General features: G+C 73.3%; 18 protein-coding genes. 7 read left to right on the top strand and 11 right to left on the bottom strand.

Features of this window, described 5'->3' with window-relative positions:
• Positions 1-32 precede the first annotated feature (32 nt).
• Genes LIV55_RS00855 through LIV55_RS00810 form a run of 10 tightly spaced genes read right to left on the bottom strand, consistent with a single transcriptional unit; the run spans position 33 to position 8,387 of the window.
• The gene (locus tag LIV55_RS00855) at positions 33-584 is read right to left on the bottom strand and encodes an acVLRF1 family peptidyl-tRNA hydrolase (protein WP_229298905.1); all 552 of its coding nucleotides are present in this window, start codon (positions 582-584) and stop codon (positions 33-35) included.
• Positions 577-1,728: a serine hydrolase domain-containing protein gene (locus LIV55_RS00850; RefSeq protein WP_229298904.1), complete on the bottom strand. Its 1,152-nt coding sequence runs from the start codon at positions 1,726-1,728 to the stop codon at positions 577-579. Before LIV55_RS00850 ends, LIV55_RS00855 begins: the two co-directional genes overlap by 8 nt.
• A gap of 39 nt (positions 1,729-1,767) precedes the next feature.
• Positions 1,768-2,094 carry a metal-sulfur cluster assembly factor gene (locus LIV55_RS00845; protein WP_123091719.1) on the bottom strand — a complete coding sequence of 109 codons (327 nt, stop codon included), beginning with the start codon at positions 2,092-2,094 and terminating at the stop codon, positions 1,768-1,770.
• On the bottom strand, positions 2,091-2,558 hold the full coding sequence (sufU, locus tag LIV55_RS00840) for a Fe-S cluster assembly sulfur transfer protein SufU (protein WP_123091718.1): 468 nt from the start codon (positions 2,556-2,558) through the stop codon (positions 2,091-2,093). Before sufU ends, LIV55_RS00845 begins: the two co-directional genes overlap by 4 nt.
• Positions 2,558-3,862: an aminotransferase class V-fold PLP-dependent enzyme gene (locus LIV55_RS00835; RefSeq protein ID WP_123091717.1), complete on the bottom strand. Its 1,305-nt coding sequence runs from the start codon at positions 3,860-3,862 to the stop codon at positions 2,558-2,560. The genes sufU and LIV55_RS00835 overlap by 1 nt, the downstream gene beginning before the upstream one ends.
• Positions 3,862-4,620 carry a Fe-S cluster assembly ATPase SufC gene (sufC, locus tag LIV55_RS00830; protein WP_068275960.1) on the bottom strand — a complete coding sequence of 253 codons (759 nt, stop codon included), beginning with the start codon at positions 4,618-4,620 and terminating at the stop codon, positions 3,862-3,864. Before sufC ends, LIV55_RS00835 begins: the two co-directional genes overlap by 1 nt.
• Before the next feature lie 50 nt (positions 4,621-4,670).
• Positions 4,671-5,024 (bottom strand): non-heme iron oxygenase ferredoxin subunit, encoded by a 354-nt coding sequence (locus LIV55_RS00825; RefSeq protein WP_123091716.1) that lies wholly within the window; start codon positions 5,022-5,024, stop codon positions 4,671-4,673.
• On the bottom strand, positions 5,021-6,226 hold the full coding sequence (sufD, locus tag LIV55_RS00820) for a Fe-S cluster assembly protein SufD (RefSeq protein ID WP_372456478.1): 1,206 nt from the start codon (positions 6,224-6,226) through the stop codon (positions 5,021-5,023). Before sufD ends, LIV55_RS00825 begins: the two co-directional genes overlap by 4 nt.
• A complete protein-coding gene (gene sufB / locus LIV55_RS00815; protein ID WP_123091714.1) occupies positions 6,223-7,644 on the bottom strand; it encodes a Fe-S cluster assembly protein SufB in 1,422 nt (473 codons plus the stop codon). Before sufB ends, sufD begins: the two co-directional genes overlap by 4 nt.
• Complete coding sequence (locus LIV55_RS00810; RefSeq protein WP_123091713.1) at positions 7,641-8,387, bottom strand: helix-turn-helix transcriptional regulator; 747 nt, start codon at positions 8,385-8,387, stop codon at positions 7,641-7,643. The genes sufB and LIV55_RS00810 overlap by 4 nt, the downstream gene beginning before the upstream one ends.
• 113 nt (positions 8,388-8,500) lie before the next feature.
• On the opposite strand from LIV55_RS00810, the gene LIV55_RS00805 reads away from it, so the two are divergent.
• The 6 genes from LIV55_RS00805 (at position 8,501) to LIV55_RS00780 (ending at position 13,667) form a co-directional block, all read left to right on the top strand.
• On the top strand, positions 8,501-9,205 hold the full coding sequence (locus tag LIV55_RS00805) for an ABC transporter ATP-binding protein (RefSeq protein ID WP_123091712.1): 705 nt from the start codon (positions 8,501-8,503) through the stop codon (positions 9,203-9,205).
• Positions 9,202-9,969: an ABC-2 transporter permease gene (locus LIV55_RS00800; protein ID WP_229298903.1), complete on the top strand. Its 768-nt coding sequence runs from the start codon at positions 9,202-9,204 to the stop codon at positions 9,967-9,969. Before LIV55_RS00805 ends, LIV55_RS00800 begins: the two co-directional genes overlap by 4 nt.
• A gap of 128 nt (positions 9,970-10,097) precedes the next feature.
• Entirely contained in the window at positions 10,098-10,622 is a 525-nt protein-coding gene (locus LIV55_RS00795; RefSeq protein WP_229298902.1) for a DUF2231 domain-containing protein, read from the top strand.
• A gap of 58 nt (positions 10,623-10,680) precedes the next feature.
• A complete protein-coding gene (locus LIV55_RS00790; protein ID WP_229298901.1) occupies positions 10,681-11,607 on the top strand; it encodes a COX15/CtaA family protein in 927 nt (308 codons plus the stop codon).
• A gap of 87 nt (positions 11,608-11,694) precedes the next feature.
• On the top strand, positions 11,695-12,291 hold the full coding sequence (locus tag LIV55_RS00785; RefSeq protein ID WP_229298900.1) for an ArsR/SmtB family transcription factor: 597 nt from the start codon (positions 11,695-11,697) through the stop codon (positions 12,289-12,291).
• Positions 12,288-13,667, top strand: a complete 1,380-nt coding sequence (locus tag LIV55_RS00780; protein ID WP_229298899.1) for an MFS transporter — start codon at positions 12,288-12,290, stop codon at positions 13,665-13,667. Before LIV55_RS00785 ends, LIV55_RS00780 begins: the two co-directional genes overlap by 4 nt.
• Here LIV55_RS00780 and LIV55_RS00775 read toward each other — a convergent pair.
• Positions 13,591-14,577: a heme o synthase gene (locus LIV55_RS00775; protein ID WP_123091707.1), complete on the bottom strand. Its 987-nt coding sequence runs from the start codon at positions 14,575-14,577 to the stop codon at positions 13,591-13,593. The two genes, LIV55_RS00780 and LIV55_RS00775, sit on opposite strands and share 77 nt — an antisense overlap.
• Before the next feature lie 202 nt (positions 14,578-14,779).
• Between LIV55_RS00775 and tkt the strand changes: the two genes are divergently transcribed.
• Positions 14,780-17,017: a transketolase gene (tkt, locus tag LIV55_RS00770; protein WP_229299543.1), complete on the top strand. Its 2,238-nt coding sequence runs from the start codon at positions 14,780-14,782 to the stop codon at positions 17,015-17,017.
• Positions 17,018-17,019: the final 2 nt, after the last annotated feature.

The raw sequence follows: 17,019 nt of genomic DNA, 5'->3' as shown, positions 1-17,019 counted from the left end.
GCACGGTAGTGCGTGCCCCGTGGCCCTCGTCGTCAGGGGTCGCGGATCGTGATCCTCACGTGACGTGCCCGGCGCAGGGCGGCCTGCAGGACGGTCAGGCGGGGGTCGGGCAGGTCGGGCAGCTCACGACGTGGCAGCTCGCGAAGGGGGCGCAGCCGCGGGTCCTCGAGGAGCTGGGCGAGCAGCGCCCGGTCTCCCCCGAGGACGAGACCGCGGACCCCCTTCGCCCCGTCGGGCAGGGCGGCCAGGACCCGGGCCGCGTGGTCGCCGCAGGCGCCGACCAGCTCGTCGGCCTGGTTGCCCCGGCGGCGGGCGTAGCGCTGCTGCGACCACCCGCCCTTCTTCGTGCGGGACTGCACGTAGCGGGTGCCGACCTTGTGCGCGACGAGCTCGGGACCGACGGCCACGCCGACGCCGTAGCCGCCGCGGCGCACGAGGAGCAGCGCGAGCGGGTCGTGCTCGAAGACCTCGACCGCGACGACCTCCTGGTGCTCGTCCTGCGCCCGCTGGGCGTTGCTCTCCTCGAAGCGCTCGCGCCACCGCGGGTAGCGCTGCGGGTCGACCTCGACGACGCGGTCAGGCACGGGGGTCGGCGATCGCGTCGACGTCGCCCAGCAGCCCCATGACGGGGGGCGACATCTCGGTCTGGACGAGCGCGACGCCGCACCAGCCCGAGGGGTCGAGCCAGCAGTCGGTGCCCAGCCCACCGGTCCAGCCGAAGCGCCCCGCACCGGGGCCGGCGGTGCGGATGCCGACGCCCAGCCCCCAGCCGGTGCCCTCCCAGAAGCGCTCGGAGTACGGGAAGCTCTCGGGGGTCTTGGCCCGGTCGGGGACGGCGTCGGTGCGCATGAGACGGCGCAGCTCGTCACCGACGAAGGGGTGCCCCTGGGCGTCTCGGCCGTCGTGGAGCATGCGCAGCAGCGCGAGGACGTCGGCGGTCGTGGAGACGAGCTCGCCGTGGCTCACGTCGTGGCCGGGGTCTCCCGCGTACGAGCCGCCGTGGAGGGGGTCGGTCTCGACGAGGGCGTCGTCCCACCGGTAGGCGGCGGGGAGCCGGTGCAGCTGGTCCTGCGGCACCCACGAGCCGGTGTCGGGCATCTCCAGCGGGTCGAGGAGGACCTCGCGGAGGTGCTCGTGGAGGGGACGGCCGGCGCGCCGCGACAGCAGCACGCCGAGCAGCCCGAAGGAGTGGTGGTAGCGCCAGACCTCGCCGGGCTGCCCGACGAGCGGGAGCGCACCGAGGCGCTCCACCCAGGTGCTCGCGTCGAGCGCCCACGGCCGAGGGCCGGCGGCGAGCTCGGAGCGCTCCATCGCCGCTCCGAGCGGGCTGGTCTCGTCGACGATGCCGTAGCCGCTCGTGCACGTGAGGAGGTGGCGCACGGTGATCGCGCGCTCGGCCGGGACCGTCCGGTCCAGGGTCGCACCGGGGTGCTCGAGCACCTGGGGGTCGGCGAGCTCGGGCAGCCAGCGGGCGACCTCGTCCTCGAGGCGCAGCCCGTCGGTCTCGACGAGCCGCAGCACGGCCGCCGCGAGGACGACCTTCGTCATCGACTGCACCCTCATGACCGCGTCCGGCGGCATGGGCGGGCCGTCGAGCGCCATCCGACCGGCGCCGACCGGCCGGGCTCCCCCGTCGCGCGTCGGGGCGGCGGGGCCGACGGCCGCCACCGCCCCGACGAGGACGCCGTCGTCGACGTGGCGCTGCAGGACGTCGGCGAGCTCGCTCATCCGCTCAGCCTGCCAGCGCCACGCGCGCGGGGCGAGCGCTCAGATGTTGAAGCCGAGGGCGCGCAGCTGCTCGCGGCCGTCGTCGGTGATCTTGTCCGGGCCCCACGGCGGCATCCACACCCAGTTGATGCGATGCCCGGTGACGAGCCCGTCGACGGCCTGGGCTACCTGGTCCTCGATGACGTCGGTCAGCGGGCAGGCCGCCGAGGTGAGCGTCATGTCGACGACGGCGTGGTTCTGCGGGTCGACGGTGATGCCGTAGACGAGGCCGAGGTCGACGACGTTGATGCCGAGCTCGGGGTCGACGACGTCGCGCAGGGCCTCCTCGACGTCGGCCACGTTGGCGGGGGTCTGCGTCGTGCTCATGCCTGCTCTCCTTCGGTCGCGGTGACGTCGACGCCCGCCTGGGCGAGGGCGTCGGTGAGGGCCATCCAGCCCAGCAGCGCGCACTTGACGCGCGCGGGGTACTTCGCGACGCCGGCCAGGGCGACGCCGTCGCCGATGACCTCCTCGTCGCCGGGGTCCTGCCCCTTGCTCGTGAGCATGTGCCGCATCGCGGCATGGGTGCGCATCGCCTCGGCGATCTCCTCCCCGGTCACCTCGGTGGCCAGGATCGAGGTCGACGCGGTCGAGATCGAGCACCCGGTCGCCTCGTAGGAGATGTCGGCGATCCGGGCGTCGGCACCGGCGCCCTCGACGTGCACCCGCAGGGTGACCTCGTCACCGCACGTGGGGTTGACGTGGTGCACCTCGGCGTCGTGCCCCTCGCGCAGCCCGGCGCCGTGCGGGCGCTTGCTGTGCTCGAGGATCAGCTCTTGGTAGAGGTCCATCAGACGGAGACGCTCCCTGTCGTCGTGTCGAGGCCGAAGACCGCGGGGATGCGGTCGAGGGCGGTGAGGAAGGCCGCGACCTCGCCGGGGGTGTTGTAGACGGCGAGCGAGACCCGCGCGGAGGCCGCGATGCCGTAGCGGCGGTGCAGCGGCCAGGCGCAGTGGTGACCCACACGCACTGCAACACCGGAGTCGTCGAGGATCTGCCCGACGTCGTGCGCGTGGACGCCGTCGACGACGAAGGCCACGGCCGCGCCGCGGTGCATCATGTCCGTCGGGCCGACGACGCGGACCCAGGGGCGCTCGGCGAGACCGTCGAGGACGAGCCGGGTCAGGGCCTGCTCGTGTGCCGCGATGCGGTCCATGCCGATGCCCTCGACCCAGCGCAGCGCGGCGCCGAGACCGATCGCCTGGCTCGTCATGGGCACGCCGGCCTCGAAGCGGGTGGGCGGGGGCGCGTACGTCGAGCGCTCCATGTGGACGGTCTCGATCATCGAGCCGCCGGTGAGGAAGGGCGGCATCGCCGCGAGCAGCTCCGAGCGGCCCCACAGCACGCCGATGCCGGACGGCCCGTAGACCTTGTGCCCGGAGAAGGCGATGTAGTCGGCGCCGAGCGTGCTCACGTCGATGCTCAGGTGCGGCACCGACTGGCAGGCGTCGACGACGACGAGCGCGCCCACGGCATGCGCGGCGTCGGCGACCTCGCGCACGGGGTTGACCGTGCCGAGGACGTTGCTCACGTGGGTGAGGGCGACGACCTTCGTGCGCTCGGTGACGAGCTCGCCGAGGTCGGTGAGGTCGAGCCGGCCCTCGTCGGTGACGCCGATCCAGCGCAGGGTCGCCCCGGTGCGCCGGCACAGCTCCTGCCACGGCACGAGGTTCGCGTGGTGCTCCATCTCGGTGACGAGGACCTCGTCGCCGGGCCCGAGCACGAAGCGCTCGTGACCGGGGATGTCGCTGTGCGCGGCGTTGCTGAAGGCGTACGCGACGAGGTTGAGCGCCTCGGTCGCGTTCTTGGTGAAGACGACCTCGTCCTCACGGCCGCCGACGAAGCGGGCGACGACGCGCCGGGCGTCCTCGTAGGCCTCGGTGGCCTCCTCCGAGAGCGCGTGCGCCCCACGGTGCGGGGCCGAGTTGGCCGTGACGAGGAAGTCGCGCTCGGCGTCGAGGACGGCGAGCGGCTTGTGCGAGGTCGCGCCGGAGTCGAGGTAGACCAGCGGCTTGTCGTCGCGCACCGTCCGCCCGAGGATGGGGAACTCGCCGCGCAGGGCGGCGAGCTCCCGCTCGTCGAGGAGGCCGGTCATCAGGCGCTCGCGGTGATGAACCGGTCGTAGCCGTTCGCCTCGAGCTCGTCGGCGAGCTCGGGGCCACCCTGCTCGGCGATCGCGCCGTCGACGAAGACGTGGACGTGGTCCGGCGTGATGTAGCGCAGGATCCGGGTGTAGTGCGTGATGAGCAGGACACCGGAGCCGGTGGCCTCCTTGGCGCGGTTGACGCCCTCGGAGACGATGCGCAGCGCGTCGACGTCGAGACCGGAGTCGGTCTCGTCGAGGACGGCGAACTTCGGCTCGAGCAGCTCCATCTGGAGGATCTCGTGGCGCTTCTTCTCACCGCCGGAGAAGCCCTCGTTGACGTTGCGCTCGGCGAAGGCGGAGTCCATCTTCAGACCCTCCATCGCGCCCTTGACGTCCTTGACCCAGGTGCGCAGCTTCGGCGCCTCACCGGTGACGGCGGTCTTCGCGGTGCGCAGGAAGTTGCTCACCGTGACGCCGGGGACCTCGACGGGGTACTGCATCGCGAGGAAGAGCCCGGCGCGGGCGCGCTCGTCGACCGACATCGCGAGGACGTCGTCGCCGTCGAGGGTCACGGTGCCGGAGGTGACGGTGTACTTCGGGTGCCCGGCGATGGAGTACGCCAGGGTGGACTTGCCCGAGCCGTTGGGGCCCATGATCGCGTGGGTCTCGCCGCTGCGGATCGTCAGCGTGACGCCCTTGAGGATCTCCTTGGGGCCGTCCTCGGTGTCGACGCTGACGTGCAGGTCGCGGATCTCGAGGGTGCTCATGCGGTGCTCACTTCTCTCGTGTCGTGCGAAGGGGGATGTCGGTGGGCCGCTCAGCGGCGGCCGGTGGCCAGGGCGACGTAGACCGCACCGGTCTCGTCGACGCTGACCTGGTGGACGGCGACGGGGATCGTCGCCGGCAGCCCGGAGGGCTGGCCGGTGCGCACGTCGAAGGTCGAGCCGTGGAGCCAGCACTCGAGCTGGCAGCCCTCGAGCTCGCCCTCGGACAGCGACACGGCCGCGTGGGTGCACGTGTCGTCGATCGCGTGGATCGCGCCGTCCTCGGTGCGGATCATCGCGACGAGCCGGCCGTCGACCTCGGCCTGGGCGGCCCCGGTCTCGGGCAGGTCGTCCCGGTGGCAGACGTGGACGGGCTCGCCGTACGTCGGCTCGGCGACGGCGCTCACGACGCGTCCGCGGGGGCGAGCGAGCTGAGGTCGACCCCGGCGAGCTCGGCCTCGATCGCACCCATGATGCGCTCGGTGACCTCGGGGACGCCGATCCGCCCGATGGTGCTCGCGAAGAAGCCGCGCACGACGAGCTGACGGGCCTCCTCCACCGGGATCCCGCGGGACTGGAGGTAGAAGAGGTGCTGCGCGTCGAGCCGGCCGGTCGTCGAGGCGTGGCCGGCGCCGGCGATCTCGCCGGTCTCGATCTCGAGGTTGGGGACCGAGTCGGCGCGCGCGCCGTCGGTGAGCACGAGGTTGCGGTTGAGCTCGTAGGTGTCGGTGCCCTCGGCCGCCGCGCGGATGAGGACGTCGCCGACCCACACGGTGCGGGCGGTCTCGCCCTGCAGGGCGCCCTTGTACTCGACGTTGCTCGTGCAGTGCGGCGCCTCGTGGTCGACGAAGAGCCGGTGCTCGAGGTGCTGGCCGCTGTCGGCGAAGTAGACGCCCAGACCCTCGAAGCTGGCACCCGGGCCGGCGTAGGTCGCGTTCGTGCTCAGCCGCACGACACCGCCGCCGAGGGTGACGGCGATGTGACGCACGCGGGCGTCACGGCCGACGACGACGTCGTGCTGCGCCAGGTGCTGGGCGCTGTCGGCCCACTCCTGGGTGCTCACGAGGGTGAGGTCGGAGCCGTCGCCGGTGACGACGCTCAGCAGCTCGCTGTAGCGCGCGTCGCCGGTGTGCTCGACGACGACCGTCGCGCGGGCGAAGCGGCCGACGGTGACGAGGACGTGGCCGTAGGCGGTGCCGCCGTCGCCGGACAGGCGCAGGTGCACCGGCGCGGAGACGTCGGCATCGGCGGGGACCTGCAGGTGCAGGACCCCGTCGGACCCGCTGGCGGCGAGGACCGCGGCGCGGTCGGCCGGCTCGGGCGCGCCGAGCTCACGGGCCTGCTCGGAGGTGATGACCGAGGTGGTCACGCCCTCGGGCAGCGACTCCTCGCGGGAGAGCGCACCGCCCGTCGTCTCGCCGCCGAGCAGCGAGTGCAGGTCGGCGACCGGCGTGAAGCGCCAGTCTTCCTCGCGGCCCGTGGGGACCGCGAAGTCCGTGGGGTCGAAGGAGCGCGTGCGCTCCGCCCGCGACTGGTCGGGGACGACCGGGCCGCCGTGGCTGTGCGCCCTCGGGTTGGGGGTGCTCGGGTTCTGCGTCAGCAGGCTCAACCCACTGCTCCTTCCATCTGCAGCTCGATGAGGCGGTTGAGCTCGAGGGCGTACTCCATCGGCAGCTCCTTGGCGATGGGCTCGACGAAGCCGCGCACGATCATCGCCATCGCCTCCTCCTCGCTCATCCCGCGGGACATGAGGTAGAAGAGCTGGTCGTCGGAGACCTTCGAGACGGTCGCCTCGTGACCCATCTGCACGTCGTCCTCGCGGACGTCGACGTAGGGGTAGGTGTCGGACCGGCTGATCGTGTCGACGAGCAGCGCGTCGCAGACCACGGAGGCCTTCGAGTTCGTCGCGCCCTCGAGGACCTGGACGAGACCGCGGTAGCTCGTGCGGCCGCCGCCACGGGCGACGGACTTGCTGACGATCGTGCTCGAGGTGTTCGGGGCGGCGTGGACCATCTTGCTGCCCGCGTCCTGGTGCTGGCCCTCGCCGGCGAAGGCGATGGACAGGGTCTCGCCCCGGGCGTGCTCGCCCATGAGGAAGACGGCCGGGTACTTCATCGTCACCTTGGAGCCGATGTTGCCGTCGATCCACTCCATCGTCGCGCCCTCGGCGCACGTCGCGCGCTTGGTGACGAGGTTGTAGACGTTGTTGCTCCAGTTCTGGATCGTCGTGTAGCGCACGCGGGCGTTCTTCTTCACGACGATCTCGACGACGGCGCTGTGCAGGCTGTCGGTCTTGTAGATCGGGGCGGTGCAGCCCTCGACGTAGTGCACGTAGCTGCCCTCGTCGGCGATGATCAGCGTGCGCTCGAACTGACCCATGTTCTCGGTGTTGATCCGGAAGTAGGCCTGCAGCGGGATGTCGACGTGGACGCCCGGGGGCACGTAGATGAAGGAGCCGCCCGACCACACCGCGGTGTTGAGCGCGGCGAACTTGTTGTCGCCGGCGGGGATGACGGTGCCGAAGTACTCGCGGAAGAGGTCTTCGTGCTCGCGCAGCCCGCTGTCGGTGTCGACGAAGATGACGCCCTTCTCCTCCAGGTCCTCGCGGATCTGGTGGTAGACGACCTCGGACTCGTACTGCGCGGCGACACCGGCGACGAGACGCTGCTTCTCCGCCTCGGGGATGCCGAGTCGGTCGTAGGTCGCCTTGATGTCCTCGGGCAGGTCCTCCCAGCTCGTGGCCTGCTTCTCCGTCGACTTCACGAAGTACTTGATGTTCTGGAAGTCGATGCCCGTGAGGTCGCTGCCCCAGCTCGGCATCGGCTTCTTCTCGAACAGGCCGAGGGACTTGCGGCGCAGGGCCTGCATCCACTCGGGCTCGTTCTTGCGCCCGGAGATGTCGTCGACGACGGCCTGGCTCAGACCGCGCTGCGCGGAGGCGCCGGCGGTGTCGGAGTCGGCCCAGCCGTACTCGTAGCGGCCGATGTCCTTGAGGCCGGGGTTGAGGTCTTCGATGTTCGTGGTCATCGTGAGCCCCTCTCTTCAGGGTGGGTGGACGAGCTGGTGGACGGGGGGATGTCGGGGGTGGGCACGAAGGTCGTGCACACGTGGTCGCCCTGCGCGAGCGTGGCGAGCCGCTGGACGTGCACGCCGAGCAGTCGGGAGAAGGACTCGCGCTCGGCCTCGCAGAAGTCGGGGAACTCGGCGGCGACGTGCTGCACCGGGCAGTGACCCTGGCACAGCTGGACGCCGGCGAGACCACCGGCCCCCACCGGACGGGCGGAGGCGGCGAAGCCCTCGCGGCGCAGCGCGGAGACGAGCGCCTCGGTGCGAGCGCGGGGGTCGGGACCGGCCGCGGTGACGTCTGCCTCGTAGCGCTCCTCGACCCGGGTCATCCGGGCGCGGGCGAAGTCGGCGACGGCCTGCGGGCCGGCCGCGGCGGCGAGGAATCGGACCGCGTCGCCGGCGAGGGTCTCGTAGCCCGCGGGCAGGACGTCGTGCCCGGCGCCGGTGACGACCCACTCGCGGGCGGGCCGACCGCGGCCGCGCTTGCTGGCCGCGGGGTCGCGGTCCTCGACGAGACCGTCGAGGGCGAGCTGGTCGAGGTGCCGGCGCACGCCGGGCGGGGTGAGGCCGAGATCGGCGGCGAGACGAGCCGCGGTGATCGGTCCTCGCTCGCTCACGGTCGCGAGGACGCGGTCGCGGGTACGCGCGTCGCTCTCGGCAGGGCCGAGGTCGTGCGGCTGGGCCGCGCGTCGCGTATTAACCACACACCCATGTTACGTAAATCGGGAGAGCGTCACAAAGGAAGGCGACCCTTACCGTCCGCGGCCCGGGCAGGGGGTGCGAAGGGGTGCCCCCGACGACCGTAGACTGCCCTCCCGTGACCGCCGTAGCCGTGACCGACCTCCACCGGTCCTTCGGCTCCGTGCGCGCGGTCGACGGGGCCACCCTCACCGCCGAGCTCGGCGAGATCACGTGCGTCCTCGGGCCGAACGGCGCCGGCAAGACGACGACCGTCGAGTGCCTCGAGGGCCTGCAGCGCCCCGACTCCGGCACGGTCCGCGTCCTCGGCACCGACCCCTGGCACGCCGATGCCGCGCACCGCGCGCGGGTCGGCGTCATGCTCCAGGACGGCGGGCTGCCCCAGTCGGTCTCGCCGCAGCGCCTGCTCGCCCATCTCGAGCGGCTGCACGGCAGCGTCAGCCGTCGCGACGAGCTCGTCGAGTCCCTGGGCATCGCCCCCTTCGCGCGCACCGCCGTGCGCCGGCTCAGCGGGGGCCAGCGCCAGCGCCTCGCCCTCGCGGCCGCGCTCGTCGGCCGCCCCGAGGTGGCTTTCCTCGACGAGCCGGCCGCCGGGCTCGACCCCCACGCCCAGCGCGAGGTGCACGCCCTCCTGCGCCGCGTGAGCGACGAGGGCGCGGCGCTCCTCGTGACGACGCACTCCTTCGCCGAGGCCGAGCGCCTCGCCGACCGCGTCGTCATCATGCACGCGGGCCGCGTCGTCGCGGCCGGCACGCTCGCCGAGGTCGGCGGCGACTCCCTCGAGGAGCGCTACTTCGCCCTGACGAGCGGGGAGGCCGCATGAGCACCGCGCCGCCGCCGTCCGCGCGTCCCTCCCCCGCCCCGGCGTCCCGCCGGGTGCTCGCCCAGGCCGGCTACGAGGCCGGCGTGCTGCTGCGCAACGGCGAGCAGCTCCTCGTCTCGCTCGTCCTGCCCCTCCTCGCGCTCGTCGGGCTGGTCCTCGCGCCCTACCCCGACCTGCCCGAGCCCCGCGTCGACGCCGTCGCCCCGGGGGTCCTCGCCCTCGTCGTCGTGAGCACCGCCTTCACCGGGCAGGCCATCCAGACCGGCTTCGACCGGCGCTACGGCGTCCTGCGGCTGCTCGGCACGACGCCGCTCGGCCGCGACGGCCTGCTCCTGGGCAAGGCGCTCGCGGTGCTCGCCGCGCTCGTCGGTCAGCTCGTCGTCGTCGGGGCGGCCGCCCTGACCATGGGCTGGCGGCCGGCCTGGTCGGGCCTGCCCACCGGCGTGGTCAGCGTCGCCCTCGGGGCCTGGGCCTTCGTCGCCCTCGCCCTCGTGCTCGCAGGGACGCTGCGGGCCGAGGCCGTCCTCGCGCTCGCCAACCTCGTGTGGGTCCTCCTCGCGGGTGCCGGCGGGCTGCTGCTCGCCTCCGAGGTCTTCTCCCCCGGCCTGGCGGCCGTGACTCGCTGGCTCCCCTCGGGCGCGCTCGGCGACGCGATGCGCGTGTCCGCCGACGGCGGGCTGCCGTGGGCGCCGTGGCTCGTGCTCCTCGGCTGGGCGCTCGGCCTGAGCGCGGTCGCCGTGCGCACCTTCCGCTGGGACGACTGAGCCGGGCGGTCGGCACCCGGTCACGGGCGTCAGGACTCACAGGTCCTCCACAGCGGGTCCACCGGGTCGGCACGGCCTGGCAGCCCTAGGTTCGAGACGTCCACGGCCCTGCTCCTCGGAGGTCCCCCATGCTCGACACCGTCGCCGGTCTGCCCGTCCACGTCCTCGTCATCCACGCGGTCGTCGTGCTCGCCCCCCTGGCCGCCCTCGCGGCCGCGGCCTACGCCCTCGTGCCCCGGTGGCGCTCGGCGCTCACCTGGCCCACCCTCTCCCTCGCGGTCGTCTCCGCGCTGAGCGCCGTCGTCGCCGCCTCGAGCGGCGAGGCGCTCGAGGGCCGGCTGCGGGCGCTGGGGCTGCAGGACCCCGCGCTCGAGACGCACACGCAGGCCGGCGACCTCGCCCGTACCGTCATCGCCGTCTTCGCCGTGGTCGTCGTCCTCGCCGTGCTGTGGCTCCTGCCCTCGCGCTCCGGCCGCGTGCCCCGGCTGCCCGTGGTCGACAGCCCCGCGGTCGCGCTGGCCGTCCGGGTGGCCCTCGTCCTCGTCTCGCTCTCCGCGCTGTGGTTCGTCGTCCGCGCAGGCCACACCGGGGCCCAGGTCGCGTGGAGCGACGTCGTGCAGCAGAGCCAGGGTCTCCCGCACGGCGGGGAGTGAGCCCCCGGTCGGCGGACCCGATGCGGTCCTGCGGCCCGCGTCGGCCTACCGTTGGGGGGTGCCCGTGCAGACCGCCCCGATCGCCCCGACCTCTCCGGCGAAGGGGGTCGTCCACCCCCTCCTGAGGGTGCTGCTCGTCGCCAACCTCGTCTGCCAGGTCGGCATCGTCGTCACCGGCGGGCTCGTCCGGCTCACCGGGTCGGGCCTCGGGTGCCCGACCTGGCCGCAGTGCGTCCCCGGCTCCTACGTGCCGACCGTGGAGCAGGAGGAGGGCATCCACAAGCTCATCGAGTTCGGCAACCGGACCCTCACGGGGCTGCTCGGGTTCGTCGCGCTCGGCCTGCTGTGGGCGCTCTTCCGGTACGCGCGCGAGCGTCGCGACCTGCGCACGGGTGCGCTCGTCGTGCTCGCGGGCATCGCCGCCCAGGCGGTCGTCGGGGGGATCACCGTCCTCACCGGGCTCAACCCGTGGATCGTCGCCTTCCACTTCCTCGCCTCGATGGTGCTCGTCGCCACCGCGTCGTGGATGCTGTGGCGCTCGACCCATCCGGCCGGGCCGGCGCAGGTGCACCCCCTCGTCGACCGGGCCCAGGTCGCGGTCGTCGCCGTGCTCGTCGTCGTCCTCGCGCTCGGCACGGTCGTCACCGGCTCGGGCCCGCACTCCGGTGACGCCGACACCCCGGCCCGCACCGGCTTCGACCCCCGGACGATCTCCTGGCTCCACGCCGACTCCGTCATGCTCCTCGTCGGCCTCGTGGCCGCCGTGTGGCTCGGGGCCGCGGTCACCGGGCGCAGGAGCCGGGCCAGCCGCGCCTGGGGCGTCGTCATGGCGGTGACCCTCGCCCAGGGGCTCATCGGCTACGTGCAGTACCTCACGAAGCTGCCCGAGGCGCTCGTGCTCGCGCACATGCTCGGCGCCTCGCTCCTCGTCGTCGCCGTGACCCGCGCCGTCGTGCTCACGCGCACCGCCGTCGACGAGGACTGACCCCACCCGCACCTCCACCCCCGTCGCACCCGGGGAGACCTACAAGATGTCTTGTGCAACCACTCTTGTGGGTCTAGTGTCGGTGACATGGACGAGCCCACCCCGCAGACCCGGCGTGCCCGTGAGGGGATCCGCACCCTCACCGAGGCGCGCGCCCTGTCCGCCCTGGCCCACCCCCTTCGCTCCCGCATCCTCGACGCCCTCAAGGCCGACGGACCCGCGACGGCGAGCCGGCTCGCCGAGGCGACCGACCAGGCCGTCGGCAGCGCGAGCCACCACCTCAAGGTCCTCGCCGAGGCGGGGCTCGTCGAGGAGGCGCCGGAGCTCGCGCGCGACCGGCGCGAGCGCTGGTGGCGCCTCGTCGGGCGCGGCACCCGGTGGTCCCGGTCGGAGATCTCGGACCCCGCGGCCCTGGCCGCCGCCGATGCCGCGGAGGCCCTCGTGTGGCGCCGGACCTCCGAGCGGGTCCAGGAGTGGCTCGCCGCCGACGACGGCACTGGCGAGTGGACCGACGCCGCCTTCGCCACGCAGAACTGGCTGCGCCTGAGCCCCGACGAGCTGCGGCAGGTCGCCGAGGAGGTCATGGACGTCCTCGAGCGGTGGAGCACCCGCGAGACCCCCGACGACGACGTGCGGCGCGAGTCGATCTACGTCGCCGCGCGCGGCTTCCCCAGCCGGCCATGACCACCGCACCCGCACCGGTTGCCCCCGCTCCCCCGCTGAGCCGCAACCGGGACTTCGCCCTGCTCTGGTCCGGCGAGGCGGTCTCCGTCCTCGGCTCGATGACGACCCTAGTCGTCCTGCCCGTCCTCGCCGTCTCCCTGGGCGCCTCGGCGGGCTGGATGGGCGTCCTCACCGCTGCCGTGTGGCTGCCCTGGCTGGTCCTCGGGCTGCCCGCCGGCGCCTGGGTCGACCGCGGCGACAACCGGCGCCTCATGATCGCCGCCGACCTGCTCGGCGCGCTCGTCCTCGCCTCCGTCCCGCTCGCCTGGGCCCTCGGCGTGCTCGGCCTGCCCCATCTCGTGCTCGCCGCGCTCGGCAGCGGGGTCAAGGACGTCGTCTTCCGCACCGCCTACCCCGGGCTGCTCACCCGGCTCGTGCGCCCGCAGGACCTCGAGGCGGCGAACGGGCGGGTCTACGGCACGGAGTCGGCGATGCAGGTCGCCGGCCCCGGGGCGGGCGGTCTGCTCGTCCAGCTCGTCGGCGGCGCGCTCGCCCTCGTCGTCGACGTCGTGAGCTTCCTCGTCTCCGCGCTCTGCCTGTGGCGGATCCGGGGCGGCCGGCCCGAGCGGGCCGCCCCGGACCAGGAGCGCGAGCGGGTCGGGCCGATGGTGCGCGAGGGGCTGCGGGTGACCTTCGGCGACCGCTATCTCGCGTGGTTCACCGTCCAGGGCGGGGCGAGCAACTTCGCGCTCACCGGATACCAGACGCTGCTGGTGCTCTTCCTGCTGCGCGACCTGGAGGCCACCCCGGGCTCGGTCGGGCTGCTCCTCGCCCTCGGGGCGACCGGGGGCCTCGTCGGCGCGGTGGTCGCCGCCCGGGTGTCGCGCCTGCTGGGCAGCGCCCGGGCGATGCTCGTGCTCCAGCTCGCCGGTGGCCCGCCCGCGCTGCTCGTCGGCCTGGCCGGCCCGGGGCACGGGATCTGGCTGGTGCCGCTCGGCTCCGCCCTCGTGGGCCTGGGTCTCGTCGGGGCCAACGTCGTGCGCGGGGCCTTCCGCCAGCGCTGGGTGCCGGCCGACCTGCTCGGTCGCACCTCGGGCGCCGCGGCCGTGGTGAACTTCGGCACCATGCCGCTCGGCGCCCTCGTCGCGGGCGGCCTCGGCGGTGCCGTCGGGCTGCGTCAGACGATCCTGCTCATGGCGGGGCTGCACGTCGTCGCGACCCTGGCGACCCTGCTCTCGCCCTGGGCGAGGCTGCGGGACCTGCCGTCCGGCCGGCTCGACGACCCGGGTCACCGGGACCCGGGACGGGGCCGCGGTGGGCTCAGGCCAGACCGGGCAGCGGCAGGTGCAGCAGGGGGTCGAGCGCCACGCCGAGGAAGAGCAGCGAGACGTAGGTGATGGAGAAGTGGAAGAGGCGCATCGGGCGCATCTTCGCCTGCGAGAGGCCGGCGCGCGCGGCGGAGAGCAGCCGGTGCGCCTCGCGCAGGAAGAGCGCGCCGGACAGCAGCGCGGCGCCGAGGTAGAGCCATCCCATGTCGGCGACGGGCACGAGGGCCAGCGAGGTCGCGACCATGACCCACGAGTACGCGACGATCTGGCGCGCGACGGTGACGTTGCCCTCGACGACCGGGAGCATGGGCACGCCGGCGCGGGCGTAGTCCTCGGTGAAGCGCATGGACAGCGGCCAGTAGTGCGGCGGCGTCCAGAAGAAGATGACGAGGAAGAGGATGATCGCCGGCCACTGGACGCTGTTCGTCACGGCGGACCAGCCGATGAGCGTCGGCATGCACCCGGCGATGCCGCCCCACACGATGTTCTGCGCGGTGCGGCGCTTGAGGATCATCGTGTAGCCGACGGCGTAGAGGAGGATCGCGCCGAGCGAGAGCGCCGCGGAGAGCGGGTTGACGAGCAGGCCGAGCCACGCGGTGGAGGCGATCGTCAGCAGGACCCCGAAGACCATCGCCGCCCGCGGCGTCACCTCGCCGGTGACGAGCGGACGGTGCGCCGTGCGACCCATCTGCGCGTCGATGTCGCGGTCGTAGACCATGTTGAAGGTGTTCGCCGCGCCGGCGCTCAGCGAGCCGCCGACGAGCGTGGCCACGACGAGCCACAGGTCCGGCAGGCCCCGCTGGGCGAGGAACATCACGGGCACGGTCGTCACGAGCAGCAGCTCGATGATCCGGGGCTTGGTGAGCGCGACGTAGGCCGCTGCCTTGCGTCGACGAGATGACGTCACGGGCACGGGCGCGTGCGTCCGGTCGATCGTCGTCAAGGGGTCCTCGATGAGCGTGGGGAGCAGAACCTCCATGGTATCGCCCGTGCGTCGGGCTCGAGACCGCCGGGTCGACGACGAGACGACGGGGAACGGCCCTGGACGGCACGTGCGACCTGTGTCACCACCCGGTCTAGGCTGGATCAGGTCTGGCAGCCCCCCGAGAGAGAAGGCATCCTTGACCCCCTCGCAGACCGCGAAGAAGGCGGCGAAGAAGACCACGACGAAGGTCACGAGCGTGAGCAGGCGCAGCCCGGAGCTGAAGAAGCCCGTCGCGCGCACGGCCGGCTGGGACGACCTCGACATCGCCGCGGTCGACACCGCGCGCCTGCTCGCCGCCGACGCCGTCCAGCACAAGGGCGACGGCCACCCCGGCACCGCGATGAGCCTGGCCCCCGTCGCCTACCTGCTCTACCAGCAGGTCATGCGCCACGACCCCGCCGACCCGGCGTGGCTCGGCCGTGACCGCTTCGTCCTGTCGTGCGGCCACTCCTCGCTCACGCAGTACGTCCAGCTCTACCTCAGCGGGTACGGCCTCGAGCTCGACGACCTCAGGGCGCTGCGCACCTGGGGCAGCCAGACCCCGGGCCACCCCGAGGTCCACCACACGAAGGGCGTCGAGGTGACGACCGGCCCGCTCGGCTCCGGTCTGGCCACCGCCGTCGGCATGGCGATGGCGCAGCGCCGCCAGCGCGGCCTGCTCGACCCCGACGCGAAGGCGGGCGAGTCCCCCTTCGACCACCACATCTGGGTCATCGCCTCCGACGGCGACATCATGGAGGGCGTGGCGTCCGAGGCGAGCTCGCTCGCCGGTCACCAGGAGCTCGGCAACCTCACGGTGATCTACGACAACAACCAGATCTCCATCGAGGACGACACCGACATCTCCTTCAGCGAGGACGTGCCGAAGCGCTACGAGGCCTACGGCTGGGAGACGGTCACGGTCGACTGGCGCAAGGACGGAGACGGCTCGGCGTACGTCGAGGACGTCGACGCACTGCTCAAGGCGCTGGAGAAGTCCCGTCGCTCGCGCAAGCCCACGCTCGTCGAGCTGCGCACGATCATCGCGTGGCCGGCCCCGGGCAAGCAGGACACCGGCTCGGCCCACGGCTCGGCGCTCGGCGCCGACGAGGTCGCGGCGACCAAGGAGGTCCTCGGCTTCGACCCGGCGAAGTCCTTCGCCGTCGACCGCTCCGTCATCGCCCACGCCCGCAAGGTCGGGGCGCGCGGCAAGGCGGCGCACAAGGAGTGGGACAAGACCTACGCCGCGTGGCGCAAGGCCCAGCCGGAGCGCGCCGAGCTGCTCGACCGCCTCGTCGCCCACGAGCTGCCCAAGGGGCTGCGCCGTGCGCTGCCGACCTTCCCCGCCGACAGCGAGAAGGGCATGGCCACGCGCGCCGCGTCCGGCAAGGTGCTCACCGCCCTCGCCGACCTCGTGCCCGAGCTGTGGGGCGGCTCCGCCGACCTCGCCGGCAGCAACAACACGACGATGGACGGCCAGCCCTCCTTCGTCCCCAAGAGCAAGCAGACCGACATGTGGTCCGGCGGGCCCTACGGCCGCACGCTGCACTTCGGCATCCGTGAGAACGGCATGGGCATGATCCTCAACGGGATCGCGCTCGAGGGGCTCACCCGCCCCTACGGCGGCACCTTCCTCGTCTTCAGCGACTACATGCGCCCCGCCGTGCGGCTCGCGGCCCTGCAGCAGCTGCCCGTGACCTTCGTGTGGACGCACGACTCCATCGGCCTCGGCGAGGACGGCCCGACCCACCAGCCGATCGAGCACCTCGCGACGCTGCGCGCCATGCCCGGCCTCGACGTCGTGCGCCCCGCCGACGCCAACGAGACCGCGGTCGTATGGGGCCAGGTCCTCGAGAACGACCGGACCGCGGCCCTCGCGCTCTCGCGCCAGAACCTCCCGGTCCTCGACCGGGAGCGCTACGGCAAGGCCGCCGGCGCCGCGAAGGGCGCCTACGTCCTGTCCGAGGCGAAGGGGGGCACCCCGGAGGTCATCATCATCGCCACCGGCTCCGAGGTCTCCATCGCCCTGGAGGCCCAGGAGAAGCTCGAGCGCTCGGGCACCGCGACCCGGGTCGTGTCGATGCCCTGCCGCGAGTGGTTCGAGCGGCAGTCCCGTCGCTACCGCGACGAGGTCCTCCCCCCGGCCGTCACCGCGCGCGTCAGCGTCGAGGCGTCGGTCGCCATGGGCTGGCACGACCTCGTCGGCGACTCCGGCCGCTGCGTGAGCATCGAGCACTTCGGCGCGAGCGCCGACTACCAGACCCTGTACGAGAAGTTCGGCTTCACGCCCGCCGCGGTCGTCAAGGCCGCGAAGGACTCCCTCAAGGCGTCCCGCAACCGGGCCGTCGTCCCCGACCTCGACGCCACCGCGCCCCGGCGCGACGTCGGGACCGGCACGGACGTCGGCACCCCGGAGCCGGCGAGCACCAAGGCCGACGTCGAGAGCGGAAAGTGAGC

The organism is Janibacter melonis, assembly GCF_020567375.1.
Classification (GTDB): Bacteria; Actinomycetota; Actinomycetes; order Actinomycetales; family Dermatophilaceae; genus Marihabitans; species Marihabitans melonis.
The sequence above is the reverse complement of the archived record's forward strand: the minus strand, read 5'-3'. Positions and strand labels throughout refer to the sequence as shown.